The 13,147-nt window shown below is 53.3% G+C and carries 13 protein-coding genes and 3 pseudogenes; 9 read left to right on the forward strand and 7 right to left on the reverse strand.

Features of this window, described 5'->3' with window-relative positions; all coding sequences use genetic code 11:
- Positions 1-26 precede the first annotated feature (26 nt).
- The 9 genes and pseudogenes from IQ241_RS23395 to IQ241_RS23435 all read left to right on the forward strand — a co-directional run bounded on the left by IQ241_RS23395 (position 27) and on the right by IQ241_RS23435 (position 8,675).
- Positions 27-2,387 (forward strand): alpha/beta hydrolase family protein, encoded by a 2,361-nt coding sequence (locus tag IQ241_RS23395; RefSeq protein ID WP_193911908.1) that lies wholly within the window; start codon positions 27-29, stop codon positions 2,385-2,387.
- A gap of 300 nt (positions 2,388-2,687) precedes the next feature.
- Entirely contained in the window at positions 2,688-3,017 is a 330-nt protein-coding gene (locus IQ241_RS23400; RefSeq protein ID WP_193911910.1) for a hypothetical protein, read from the forward strand.
- Positions 3,018-3,221: 204 nt separating this feature from the next.
- Positions 3,222-3,764, forward strand: a complete 543-nt coding sequence (locus tag IQ241_RS23405; protein ID WP_228022030.1) for a hypothetical protein — start codon at positions 3,222-3,224, stop codon at positions 3,762-3,764.
- A 15-nt stretch (positions 3,765-3,779) separates the two neighbouring features.
- Positions 3,780-4,254, forward strand: a pseudogene (locus tag IQ241_RS23410) (type II toxin-antitoxin system VapC family toxin).
- 172 nt (positions 4,255-4,426) lie between these two features.
- A complete protein-coding gene (locus IQ241_RS23415; protein WP_228022031.1) occupies positions 4,427-5,131 on the forward strand; it encodes a hypothetical protein in 705 nt (234 codons plus the stop codon).
- A gap of 96 nt (positions 5,132-5,227) precedes the next feature.
- Positions 5,228-5,590: pseudogene (locus IQ241_RS26815) on the forward strand (DUF1350 family protein); the annotation flags it as partial.
- Between the two features lie 615 nt (positions 5,591-6,205).
- Complete coding sequence (locus tag IQ241_RS26820) at positions 6,206-6,385, forward strand: hypothetical protein (RefSeq protein WP_228022032.1); 180 nt, start codon at positions 6,206-6,208, stop codon at positions 6,383-6,385.
- A 148-nt stretch (positions 6,386-6,533) separates the two neighbouring features.
- Positions 6,534-8,378 (forward strand): metallophosphoesterase, encoded by a 1,845-nt coding sequence (locus IQ241_RS23430; RefSeq protein ID WP_390622490.1) that lies wholly within the window; start codon positions 6,534-6,536, stop codon positions 8,376-8,378.
- Positions 8,379-8,405: 27 nt separating this feature from the next.
- The gene (locus IQ241_RS23435; RefSeq protein ID WP_193911918.1) at positions 8,406-8,675 is read left to right on the forward strand and encodes a hypothetical protein; all 270 of its coding nucleotides are present in this window, start codon (positions 8,406-8,408) and stop codon (positions 8,673-8,675) included.
- Between the two features lie 180 nt (positions 8,676-8,855).
- Here the strand turns inward: IQ241_RS23435 and IQ241_RS23440 are convergent.
- The 7 genes and pseudogenes from IQ241_RS23440 to IQ241_RS23470 all read right to left on the reverse strand — a co-directional run.
- Positions 8,856-9,284, reverse strand: a pseudogene (locus IQ241_RS23440) (IS5 family transposase); the annotation flags it as partial.
- 166 nt (positions 9,285-9,450) lie between these two features.
- Positions 9,451-9,666, reverse strand: a complete 216-nt coding sequence (locus IQ241_RS23445; RefSeq protein WP_193911922.1) for a hypothetical protein — start codon at positions 9,664-9,666, stop codon at positions 9,451-9,453.
- Positions 9,647-10,099, reverse strand: coding sequence for a PIN domain-containing protein (locus IQ241_RS23450; protein WP_193911924.1), 453 nt, complete (start codon positions 10,097-10,099; stop codon positions 9,647-9,649). The genes IQ241_RS23445 and IQ241_RS23450 overlap by 20 nt, the downstream gene beginning before the upstream one ends.
- A gap of 104 nt (positions 10,100-10,203) precedes the next feature.
- Complete coding sequence (locus IQ241_RS26825) at positions 10,204-10,488, reverse strand: PIN domain-containing protein (RefSeq protein ID WP_193911926.1); 285 nt, start codon at positions 10,486-10,488, stop codon at positions 10,204-10,206.
- Entirely contained in the window at positions 10,472-10,675 is a 204-nt protein-coding gene (locus IQ241_RS23460) for a hypothetical protein (RefSeq protein ID WP_193911928.1), read from the reverse strand. The genes IQ241_RS26825 and IQ241_RS23460 overlap by 17 nt, the downstream gene beginning before the upstream one ends.
- A 188-nt stretch (positions 10,676-10,863) precedes the next feature.
- The gene (locus IQ241_RS23465) at positions 10,864-11,742 is read right to left on the reverse strand and encodes a restriction endonuclease (protein ID WP_193911930.1); all 879 of its coding nucleotides are present in this window, start codon (positions 11,740-11,742) and stop codon (positions 10,864-10,866) included.
- 15 nt (positions 11,743-11,757) lie between these two features.
- Positions 11,758-13,023 (reverse strand): restriction endonuclease subunit S, encoded by a 1,266-nt coding sequence (locus tag IQ241_RS23470; protein ID WP_193911932.1) that lies wholly within the window; start codon positions 13,021-13,023, stop codon positions 11,758-11,760.
- Between the last annotated feature and the right edge of the window lie 124 nt (positions 13,024-13,147).

The raw sequence follows: 13,147 nt of genomic DNA on the forward strand, positions 1-13,147 counted from the left end.
CATCCACCCCCTACCCATCCACCCATATGACCGCAAACGCTCAGGCCACCTGGCAAACCCCCCCTGAGCCGATCGCCTCCATGCTCAACACTAGGCGTCTGCCGACGGTGATGTTCTCGCCCCGCAGCCGCTATTTCGTAGCACTGGAGCCGTCTGTGCTACCGCCGATTGCTAGCCTGGCCCAGCCGAAGATTGCGATCGCGGGCCTCCAGATCAACCCCAAAACCTGGGAACCGGCTAAGGCAAACTTCTTCCAGGCGATTTCGCTGCATCGGCTGGACGACTCGCCCGCGATCCCAATTGTGCTGCCGCCCGCGCCGCGTTTGCGCCATCTGCACTGGTCCTTTAGCGGTCGCTATCTGGCCTTTACCCTGACCCAGGCAGAGGGCGTCGAGCTGTGGCTGCTCGACGTTGAGCAGGCCAAGGCCCAACCGCTTACCGGCCCTGTGCTCAACGCCGTTTACGGCACGCCCTACCTCTGGCTGCCGGACGATAGTTTGGTGTATAAGCAACGGCCCCAGTCCACCCCGCCCCCCGCGCCGCCGCCGCTGCCCTTAGGTCCCCTAGTGGAAGAAAACCTGGGCCGCACCGCTCCCACCCGCACCTACACCAACCTGCTGCAAAATCCCTACGACGAGGCGCTTTTTGAGCATTACCTGAGTGCTCAGCTGGTGAAGATTCATCCCAAGGACGGACTGGATAGCGATCGGCAGCCCTTTACCCAAACGCAGCTGTTCAGAACCGTGCTGCCTTCGCCCGACGGTCAGTGGCTGCTGGTAGCGACGCTGCATCGGCCCTTTTCCTACCAGGTGCCGCTGTCGCGGTTTGCCACCCGCTTTGAGGTGCTGAACCTGCAGGGCGAGGTCGTCCATACCGTGGCTGACCTACCTCTGGCCGAAGAAATTCCGGTTAACTTCGACGCGGTGCGGGCTGGGCAGCGGCTGGTGAGCTGGCGAGCCGATCGGGCCGCGACGCTTTTCTGGGTGGAGGCTTTAGACGGTGGCGATGCTAACAAAAAGGTCCCTTGGCGCGATGCGGTGTACACCCTGGCGGCACCCTTCCAGGATGAACCGCGACAGCTGTGGCGCTCGACGCTGCGGTTTCGCGGCCTGCTATGGGGAAATGGGGAAACCGCGATCGCGTATTCTGCCTGGTACAACACCCGCCAGCTCCAGATGTGGCGACTGCGGCCCGACCAGCCCGATAGTGAACCGGTACTGATTGGCGATCGCAACTTCCAGGACGCCTACAGCCACCCCGGCGACCCGGTTACCGCACCTGGCCCCTACGGCTGGGCAACGCTGCTCATACCCGATGCCGACCGCATTTACTTAAATGGACGCGGCGCTTCCCCCCGGGGCGTCTATCCTTTTCTCGACCGGCTCGACCTCAGCAGCGGCCAGACCGAACGGCTCTGGCAGTCGCCCGAGCGAACCTTCAGCCGAGTGCGGCGAGTGCTTGATCCCCAGGCAACGGAGCTGATTATCCGCAGTGAGTCACAGACTTCCCCTGGTAACTTCAGCCTTTACAACCGCCAGACCGATACAGCGACGCCCCTCACCCAGTTTGCCGATCCGCTGCCCTGGTACCGCGATGTGCGCAAAGCGCTGGTCCGCTATCGCCGCGCCGACGGCCTGGACCTGTCTGCAACGCTCTATCTGCCGCCGGGCTACCAGGCCGACCGTGACGGGCCGCTGCCGGTGCTGCTCTGGGTCTACCCGGAGGAGCACAAGAGCCGGGACACTGCCAGTCAGGTGACTCGCTCGGAGTACACCTTTAGTCGTCCTAGAGGCTCTTCTATCCTATTTCTGCTGACTCAGGGATACGCGATTTTGGCCGGGCCAACGCTGCCAATTGTCGGTGAGGCCGATGAGGAGCCCAACGATACCTACCTGGAACAGCTGGTAGCCGGAGCTGAGGCGGCGGTGGATTATTTAGTGCAGCGGGGGGTGGGGAAGCGCGATCGCGTTGCCATCGGCGGCCATTCCTACGGCGCCTTTACCACGGCCAATCTGCTCGCCCACAGCCCGCTCTTCTGCACTGGCATCGCCCGCAGCGGAGCGTACAACCGGAGCCTTACCCCCTTCGGCTTCCAAGGCGAACAGCGTACTTTCTGGGACGCTCCAGACACCTACATTCGCCTGTCGCCGTTTATGGCCGCCGCCCAAATTAAACAGCCGCTGCTGCTAATCCACGGAGCCGATGACAACAACCCCGGCACCTATCCGATGCAGAGCGAACGCCTCTACGAAGCGCTCAAGGGCCTGGGCGGCACAGTGCGCTGGGTCAGCTTGCCCTACGAAGGCCACGCCTACCGCTCCCGCGAAGCAGTCGGTCACGGGCTCTGGGAAATGGTGCAGTGGTTAAACATTTATTTGAAAAGATAATTCTTACTGAATATGACTTTGAGCAATGTGTAGCAGTTACGAACGCATTTAAATCTTCAGTAAAGTCTCAGTAAGAAGACTCAACTTAAAATCTTTAGGCATGGCTTTATCGATTCTGATTTCAGCCTGAAGCCGTCTAAACATGCAGACAAAAATCTTTCCGGCGGTTGTACCAAATTTTGTTCTATGTGAAAGCAACATCGCTGTAAAGCTTTCTATTTCTGTTGTGAGTAGAGTTATTCAAAAGTTTTCGGTGGGCATACAAGCCTTGAAGATAGAAAACATTACTCAGGTAGGTTTATGCAATCGCAATCTGGCGAATCTCAGGAATATCAGGGTCTAGAAGCTGCAAGTCAGCAGCTCCAAAAGGAAAATCTAGCTCAATGCAGAATCTGGGCTCACTGGCTGTTTTGGACCATTTGTCCATTTGGGCCTGTCATTAGCGCGTTTAAATGCAAAATATGGAAGCCACTTCTCATTGCTATGATTATTGGAGCTTGTGGCGGTTTTCTTAGTGCTTTTGCTGAGACCGACGAGGATGCCGAAGTCATCTCGGGAATAGGGCTAATTGCTTCAGCCATAGTGGGCGGAGCAATGACAAACAAGGCAATCAGCGACGCTCGCAAGTAGGATAGTTGACCTGTTTGGGGAGTAGGCTCCAAGCGTTGTTTGTGTCAGACGCAGCTAGTTTTTTACTCGCTGAAGAGATCTGAGAGGCGCGATCGCGCTCAGGTTCCGGACCGCGATCGCGCTAGAAAATTCATAGCTTCTGGCAGGATGTGGAGCGCAAGTTGACTATAATTGGACTGCTGCTAACGAGCCGCTAGTAACGCAATGAGCATCCAAATTACAATTACGCTATCAGATGAGGTTTATCAGCGAGCCGAACAATTTGCGCGGCTATCAAATCGGGATATTGCTAGCATTCTGGCAGATATGATTCAGCGCTCTATTCCGCCCGTCAGAGCGGATATTATCAACCTTGAGTCGGTCTCTGCGCTCTCTGACGTGAAGCTGCTCGCGTTGGCAGAGCTACAGGTGGAACCCGATCAGGATGCTCGACTGAGTGAATTACTCGCTCGACAGCAGGCGGGCTGCCTGGCCGAAGATGAGCGGTTAGAGCTGCAGGCTTTAATGCAAATCTATCAGGAAGGGCTTCTGCAAAAGGCGACAGCTCTCAGTAAAGCCGTTATGAGAGACTCAGTTAAGCTGCCTTCTGAGGAGGGCAGTGCTGTCAAAGACGTTTCGCCCTTAGCAGAAGCGGCCCAAGACAGGTTTAAGCAGCACGCCGGGGCAATCAGCCTTGGGTATGCGACGGGATTAGATAACGAAGGGATTGATGCTGACCTTGCCAGGGCCTATGCGGACGATTACTAGGGGCAAGAATTGTTTGTGTTTTTAGACACGTCAAGGGTTACTGTGCTATATCCATCGTGACGAGGTGCAACATCGGCAGGCTGTACAAATCCTGAATAGTGCGAGCGGCAGATTACTAACGCATAGCTATGTTTTGGCTGAGCTGGTTGCCTTAGCTCAAACGCGCCGTTTTCCTCGTTCGGCAGTGCTAACTTTTATCCTGGATTGGCTCGATAGCTCCAGTACTGTGACCGTTTGGGTTAGTGAGCAGCTACACCGAGAAGCAATGCAGCTTTTGATTGCTCGGCAAGATAAAACCTATTCCCTATGCGATGCAGTCAGCTTTGTTCTGATGCAGCAGCGTGGCCTGACTAAGACTTTGACGACCGATCGGCATTTTGAGCAGGCGGGTAAAACCCGCCTGCTGCAATCAGTTTCTAGCCTTGGAAGGCGCGATCGCGATTCGGTTTCAGACCGCGATCGCGAAAGGTACCCATGTGGGTACTGCTGATTCGTCAAGATATCGCTTTCAATAGATTTATCAGCAGTTCTCATGCCAACGCTACCGAGATGGTGTATAGGCTGAAGCTGTTACTGAAGCATCCATTACTAGTGAGTCTTTAAGTATGTTACTTTCAACATTCGAACTTCTGCTCAAGCCGATCACGCCGACGCCAGGCACTGTGAGTGGTTCCGATCGGGGTATTCTGCAAGGATATTTTTTAAACATTGCCAACCCCACCAACAATTCTCTACGGCTTCGACTCCGCTTTAATGCTCAGTCGCCAAACATCGATCGGTCTAAGCTTTTAGTGATTAGAGATACGGGAGGGAGCAATGACTTTGCCAATCTTACCGCGCAAAACACCTACGACTTTCGCCTGGCAGCGGGCGATACGGGCCTAGTGATTTTGCAGCCTGACATCCGAAACTTAGATCCGACCAATGTAGCTGACCGGGTAGAAATTCGCGGATATGTCGAAATATTTGTCGTTGGTTTCTTCCCCTTCCCGTTTAGAGGTAGAGGATTCCAACTATTAGCAACGCCCGAACACCGTGGCACCTTTTTACCGAATCCGGGTGGTTCTGGAGAATTTGATCAGCTTATTAGCTCCCTGCCAACGATGTCAGGCGGCAGCCTAATCAACGTTGATACAGTGCCTCCTTTCCCCATACCGTTTCCCAACCCGCCAGTGGCTATTCCCGATCTACAGCCTATCCCTGACTTCCCGGTCATCGATAATGGCACAAATAGCAACGGTGCCAGCTCAATCCCGGCTGGCGATCCTCAACTAGTCGGGATTCAACAGCTACTGAGCGCCATGGCCGACCAGATTGACGACATCAATCAGCGCCTGCCGCAAGAAGCAGAGCAGCCGGTTTCCTAATTCTGCGAGATACGGATCAGCAGAAGATTGCCAACCGGGGGCAGGTCAACAAAATCTGCCCCCGGCTTCAATACAAGAACATTACCGTAGCGAACGATGTCTTTACAGGGATTGGAATCACATAGACCAGATTTGCTGCGCTTCAGAGCGCTCACTGCGAGCTGGGCAGCAATTCATCCTCAGCCGAAGGGGGTTATCTTCTTCATTGGTGGCGCTTTTTTTGGAAATTTTCCGACCTTTTTTTATCGCCATCTTCTGCAGTCTCTTTTTGACCAGGGCTTTACGCTGGTTGCCTTTCCCTTTCGATTCTCCTTCAGGCATTGGTCTGTGGCCATAGGAATGGCATGCGACAAGGCAAAGATCCGCCAGGAACTGCTAGAGTCAGCCAGGCAAATGAGCTACGACTATAGCCTGTATGAGTCAGATCCAAATTCAACAGCTTTCAACTATCTCTGGCTGGGTCATAGCTTGGGCTGTAAGTATATTGCGCTGCTAGAGCTCTTGACAGATATTGAGAAACAAAGCTTTCGGACTGGCTTGAATGACTGTATGGGAAAGCTTCAGGCTGAGCGGCTAGCGAACTTACTCAGCGAAGAAGACTTAAAGAACGTCTCTCTGCTCAATCAGCCATCCATTTTACTAGATCCGGTCGTATCCGATTTAGATGAGGCCATCCCTATCCGCAGTCTACGCAACCTGTTTTCCAAGGTGCTTCGGGTCCAGCCCTCAAAGCAGCAGACATACTGCCTGATTCACAACTCAAGGCTGTTTGGACTAACCGCGATCGTTGATTTTGAAAGCTCGCTGGCTCAAACAACAGTTAGCGCTTTGCAGCAGCTGCTAGCTTCACAGGCAGCGCATTTTCAATCATTGTCTATTGGTCACCATTTAGCAGCATTGGGCTTCAAAGGCGGCAGAGCGGATATTGTAAACGCGGTGCTTCACCGGCTCGAAGAATTTCAAACTAGAACAGCCAACAGGCATCAGTCAGCCCGTCCTGAGTCGGCAGATACGCAAGTTGGAAGACGAACTGGGGCTCGAACTGCTGCACCGAACTAACAAACGTCAAATGGCATGGGCATCGCGTTCGTGCCTGAAAGCCTTCAATCTTCTGTTCTGGCGGGTGTGGCCTTCTGTCCCCTCGCAGATGAGGCTCCAGAACTACAGCTGGCTATGGCCTGGCAGCATAATCAGGCTTCTCCATCACTTCAGGGATTTCTACAAATAGTAATGGGACATAGGGGGCTGGCTTAGTCCGCTGTTAAACCTGAAATAGCCCAAACTTAAACCAGCGTTAAGCTGTCTAGGATATTCTCGCGGGGTCAGCTCATTTATCCCTCGGAATATGCACCACCAAGCCCTTTGGAATATCAGCGCGGCGACGGCTTTTAGCCTGGGCATTATGACGGCTCTGCCAGCGCAGGCCGCGACCTTTCGCGTCAACCCCTATCTGCAAAATCCGTCTGCCGATGGCATGGCTTTTACCTGGTTCACCAGCGACGACGACAGCGCTACGCTTGAGCTAACTGGGCCAGGGCTCACTAGCCCATTGCGGATTGAAAGCATTCCCAGCTATGAACCATTGCTAGACTACACCGCCGCTGAGAAAGCTCAGGAAATTGAGGGTCTGGAGCCGGGGTCTTGGTTGAAGAGCGATCGCAGCTATAAGCACACCGCCGACGTGCGCGGATTGCTGCCCGACAGCACCTATCAATATTCCGTCAGCGCGGGCAACAGCCGCTTCAACGCCAGCTTCAAAACTGCCCCCACCGCCGATAGCTGGAAAAATATTCGCTTCATTGCCCTGTCCGATAGCGAAACTGAACCCAGAGGACGCGTAAACCGCCGCGACTGGCAGCCGGGCGCGCTAGCTCCCGGCTCGCTAGAGCGGCCCGACCCGGTAGACAGCCTCTGGGCCAAAACCTTTGGCACCAACGGCAGCCGCCTGCTCTATTCCCAAACCGAAGCCGAAGGCTATCGCCGCAATTTGGCAGTCGTCAACGAGCGTGACCCAGACTTTCTGATGATGCCCGGCGACCTGGTACAGGGCGGCGGCTACCAGCCCGGCTGGGATGAGTTTTTCCGCCACAATGCCGGAGACCTGGATAGCGGCCTGTCGGAATATCCGCTGCTGCCAGCCCTGGGCAACTGGGAGAACTTTGGCGCTCTGAACGGCGGCTACGGCAACGATGAAGCAGGCCGGTTTGGTCCCCTATTTGGCCGGTCTAAATATCACGTCTACTTCGACGGTCCAGAAAACGGTACCCCTGAGCATCAGGACAACTACTATCGCACCGACTACGGCCCGCTCACTATCATCACCCTCGACAGCTCCAACGGCGAACCCGACGACAGCCGGAGCAATTACGGCGGTGAAGGGCAGCCCCCCCAAATCAGCGGTCGGCAATACACTGGGCCAGGTACAGACACTCAGGAAAACTTTACCCGAGAGCAATACGAGGCCGAAGGCGGCACCGACCTGGCCGACTTCAACCCGGGCAGCCCCCAGTGGAACTGGGCGATTGAACAGCTCCGCGATGCCCGAGCTCAAGGGCAGATCGTTTTTGTCCAGTTCCATCACGTCCCCTACTCCGACGGCACCCACGGCCTGCCGATGAACCATGAGGACTCCTCCGGTCAGGGCGGCACTCCCCTGCGCCAGTACCATCCGCTGTTTGAGGAGTATGGCGTCGCTGCCGTATTCTCGGGCCACAGCGAAATGTTCGAGCGCAGCTTCGTCGATCAGAATGGCGACGGCATCGGCGTCCAATATTACGATGTTGGTGTGGCCGGAGACGGGCTCAGGGGTGAGCGGCGAGACGATGACGGCAACTTGCTGAACTACAATCCCTTCAGCCAGTGGACTGCCGATCAGAGCGAGCCTGAATTTTGGCAGGAGGTCGATGGCGTATTGCAATTGATTGAGGGCGGCAAGCATTACGGCCATTTAGAAATCAACGTCGAGCGGTTGGAAGATAGTCGCGATGCCTTTGCCCGGATTACGCTTACCCCAGTCCAAAACTTCCCCATCCTCGACAGCAGCTACAACCTGCTGCGCACCGAGCAGCGGATTTTAGGAGATGAGATTACGCTATTAACCAGCATCGAGGGTAGCGTCATCCCTCCCGTGCCTGAGCCGGGTACAGCTGCGGGTCTGCTAACCCTGGGACTGAGCGCGGTAGGTCTGAGATGGAAGCGGGCTCGAAGCGCGATCGCGCCTCACGCTACCCCAAATGCAAAGCTATAATGAGCTCCGTAGCTATCCCTGAGTCTGATGAGCCAACAGCTAACGCTAAGCGATGAGGTCTATGCAGACTTGCAGCGAAAGGCAGCGGCGGCAGGGCTAACTCCGACGGAATGGGTTATTGCGGCATTAGGCCAGAATGACGCCTTGAAGGGAGACTCCCGCTCTCCAGAGCAGCTAGAGGAAGCTCGGCAGAGGTTTAGAAGCTTTGCCGGGGCGTTTGGGCCTGGATGCGCGGCAGATATCGATAACGAAGGCATCGATGCTGATCTGGCAAGGGCCTATGCAGACGAATATTGAGGCCTATGACAGCTGATGCTTTTAGATACATCGGGCTTATTGTGCTATCTCTATTACATTGAGCCAAGGCATCAGGAGGCTATTCGGCTACTCGACGACGCGAAGAGCAGGTTATTAACTCATAGCTATGTTTTAGCTGAGTTGATTGCTCTAGCACTGGTTCGGCGTTTCCCCCGTTCTGCGGCGCTTGCTCACGCCATGCTGACGGGCTTTCCATTCGCCTTCGCCATAGACTTTTACCCCAGTACTATCGACCACGACATGGCGGGCTCCTTTCGCAGGCTGCACTGACAAGTCTATGTTCAGACCCTTGGCTCGGCGTGAGAGCGTGCTGTAGTGCGGCAGGTCTAGCTCGACTGACATCAGCTCGAATAAAGAGCGAGCAAACCCGATTGTCTGGCGCAGCTTCAAGCGATACACTGTCTTCAGCGTCAGCAAGGTCTCTGTCGCTAGGTCACTGTAGGTATTCGACGCGCCTCGCTTGCCAGTCTTTTGCTTGTTCTTCCAGGCGCTCAGCACCCCTTCATCTATCCAAACGGTCAGGCTCCCTCGGGCCTCCAAGGCGGCATGATACTCTGACCAGTTGCAGATGCGGTAGCGGCTTTTCATGCTCTCCCTTACTTCGACTATTATCTCAACCGTATCGATTTATAGCTATAGAACTGCTGGTCTGCGATCTCGCTCAGGCTTTAGACCGCGATCGCCAATCTCCTACTGCTACTCACCCAAAATCAAAATTTTTCTGGTCGATATCAGCCGTGGCAAAAGCGCAGGGCTAGGTCTTGGGATGCGACTTCTGAAACTCCAGGATCTTAGCGGATAAGCTATCTACTGTTTCCTCTTCGAATAGCTCTTCCTTAAACTTTAAATAATCACCGTGACCCAGGTTACAGGCTGCCCAAAATCGAGCGACCTTGGAAGGCTCCATATTTTCCAGCAGGATTTGAAATCCTTCTCGCAAGACTTGTTGTTCACTGTTCACTTGAATCATCACTGTCTATCTCTAATACAAAATCGACTGGGTTTAACACTTTTAGCGATAATTCTGAACATCGATTAATCAGCCGCTTGTCACAGGTGATAAAATAGTCGCTACTCGCTGCTTCTGCACAGGCAATGTGTAATGCATCGACTGCCTTGAGGCCATTATATTCTAACTGCTCGGCCCTGGGTTGAATTGCACCATCGACTATTTGCCATAATTCAGCCATCTGAAGGTAGCGACTCATGGCTTCACGCTGGTTGAGAGCGGGATTACGAGAATTTTCATACTCTAGCACTGAGGAACTAATCAAGCTAACTAGCCTGGACTCGATCATCTGCAAAATGATAATGACAGCCTGTGTCTCTAGAAAAATTTTAGGCTGGGTCTGATCGTCAAATGGACGATTGTAGGTACTGGTATCTAAATATACCTTTTTCATTCAACTGCCTGAAGCCATATCAGCATATTAGATTGCCTATTCACTGCGATCGCGCTTGGGTTTCAGGGCGCGTCGCACTTTAAATGCCAATAGACCGATAGCTGTTACCAAGGCACGGTTCGTAAACCTGCGACCTGCTGAAAGTGAGCATCTCGCGTTACTAAAGTTGTACCATACTGCAAAGCTAGGGCAGCTATCCAAATGTCATTTTCGGGTAATGGGCGACCCTTGGCTCTCAGCCGATTTTTTACCTCGCCGTATTGTCGGGCAGTATCAGTATCACAGTTGACAACCCTGTTATCGGAGATGAATTCTTCAATTCGCGCTGTACGCTTCCTGATTTTCTTGCGCCATAGAACAGTTCTCCTATAGCTACCAATCTTGCTCAATGGCTGCTTTCATCAATGCCAGATCATCTGGAGGGAGAGTACCGGCAAATTTGAGCAGGTCTTTACCCGGAATGCCCTGAATTTTGGATTGACCTAACTCACGAGCAAATTGCAATACCTGCTGCTGCATGGGCTGCGGCATGACTTTTAATTGCTCAACGATTTGATCAATGATGGCTCTGCTCACGCTGATCTCCCTCTTGTAAGGCTAGTTGAGCTTGGATAGTGCGGGTATCATCACAATGAAGTTAGAGAATGCTCCTCCACATGATTATAGCGCTTAGGTATCAGGCCGCGATCGCGCCTATTCCCAACCGAGACTGCTCCACCCAAAACAGGGCTTACTTCGATCTCGACTGCTATCCTGGATGGCGCTTAGCGGTATACGTCAAAGAACGAATCGTCTACTTTGTAGGTCTGCACTGGGACGAGTCCTAGCTCTAGGGATTCAAGCATTGCAATCAGCTTTTCGCCGTTAACAAGCTCAATGGGAGGAACGCCATCGCGGACGGCTTCCCGTTTGGCCTCTGTGGTGAAGGTGCCGGTGGTGATGATGATGCCTTTATCAGCGCGGCCCATCATGGCGCCTCGGAAGTCGCGGACCTGAGACGGGTTGACGGAGCCTTTGTAGCGTTTGCACTGAAAGAGGACTTTGAAGCTAACCAGCGGATTGACCTGGAGGATACCAATCCCATCGATACCGCCATCCCCAGAGCGACCGGTCACGGTGACTTCCTGAAATCCTGACTCTCGGAGCAATCGCTGACAGAATCGCTCAAAGCCTTCGGGTGGGAGTGCCAAGAGCGTTTCGAGTAGGTCTGTCTGATAGTCGGTGGCGGCAGCGCTCGTCTCGTCGGGTGGAGAGGCTGCTGCTTCGTCCTCTGATTCCAGGTCTTTAGCTTTTTGGCCGGTAGAAAACTCAGAGTGAACCGCTTTGAACAGCTCCAGCGCTTCGTCATGGTTAAAACTTGGAATCGCGCGCCCTTTTTCAGTGAGTGCCCAGACGCCACGGCGTGAAGAGTCGATGTAGCCTGCTTTTACCAGGTAGAATCTAGCCCAGGCCACTAGGTTATCGAAGCGGTTGCCCCCACCTTCGAGGAGGACAGCTCGCTCTTCTTCGGGAATCTGCTGTGCTTCGGCAATCTGCTCGCGGACTTCAGCAGGACGAGCCGAGCCGCCGAGGATCTTGAGGGCTTCGATGACGGGACTAAAAAGCTGGACAAATTTTGGGCCGGGTAGCTGGGTGGCGAACATGGACTGAGTTTTGGCCTACTTGCGGGAAGAACATCTTTTGCTTTTAGTTTTCCCAAGCTGCTCGCGTTCGGCACGGATGCGCTCTAGAAAGACTGCGGCGGGCTCATCATTGGGGTCTTGCGGGACGAGTTCGCCTCGGAAGGCTTTGGCGAGGATGGATTGGTTAAGGGCTTCTGACAACTCTTGAGAAGACTTATACTGTTCTTCGACCAACTTGAGAGCCTTAAAATGCTCCTCTAAAAAATCCACTATTTCTATTTGTTCCGCAATCGGAGGAAGAGGAATAAGGAACTGGGCCAATCCTTGTTTGCCAATGTGATGAATATTTACCCCACGAGTTTCCTCAACAAAAGCTTTTGATAGAGCCGCATGAAGAAACACGAAGTAAAGATATTTAGACATTTTCTCGAATGGACGAACAGAGACTAAAGTATTCTGAAAGCAACAATCTGGAATCTCTCCATCCCAAATTGCTGGTTTACCCACTTCATCCGCACTGCCAGAGCCTTCGTTAATAAGAACATCTCCAGGCTTCAATTTGAATGTCTGAAAGTCGCGTTCATCGAAATTCATTTCCTTAACGTCGGAGAGATTCCATCCTTGCCATGTAATGTTAGCAGCACGAATGTAGGGACGCATATTCGGCCCATGGTGATTCTTAGGCGAGCGTTGCCGACCTAAAGAAACCTTGCCCACGTTATCTACTCTTACCCAAACCCATTTTGCTGGGAGTCGTTTACCGGAGGCTTTACAAGGAGTTTCTTGACCTGAAACGTAGTTGGTTTGTGTTCGAATACGTTCTAATAGCTCTGACGCGGATTCTACATCAGGATTCTGTTCGCGCCATTCTGCGGTTAGGTCACCTCTGAAGGCGGCGGCAAGGACGGACTGCCGGAACTGGTCGATTAGGCTCGGCACGTCTGCCAGTGCCTCGCGGGCTCGCTTGGTGTTGGGCGGTGAGTTCTTCAATTTTGCTGACGATGCGGCGCTGCTCGTTGAGGGGGGTAGGGGGATTGGGAATTTTGCAATAGACTCGAACTTGATCCTTGGATGCTGTACACCAGTTGAGTTTGCATTTGCATATCGAACAAAATCCTCTGACAGAAAACGATATGATAAATAGCGATACGAAAGATTCTCGGCTTTAGGAAAGACCAAGATGTCGGTTGAGCATATACCGTCCAATTCAGCAAGATAAACTTTGTTCAGATACGGGCGGAGTTTTCCGTATAATAAATCATCCTCCTTAAAGACTGCTTTGGTGCTGCGAACGGGTACCAACTTAAGCCGGGAAAGTGTCTGCGTATAAGGGTTTCGGCTGTTGTGGTTTAGAAGACCGCCGAGGCATAGGTAGATCACCTACCTGCGCTAGCATCCATTCAAATACGTCGGGAAAATCGTGCCC

Source organism: Vasconcelosia minhoensis LEGE 07310 (assembly GCF_015207255.1).
Classification (GTDB): domain Bacteria; phylum Cyanobacteriota; class Cyanobacteriia; order Phormidesmidales; family Phormidesmidaceae; genus Vasconcelosia; species Vasconcelosia minhoensis.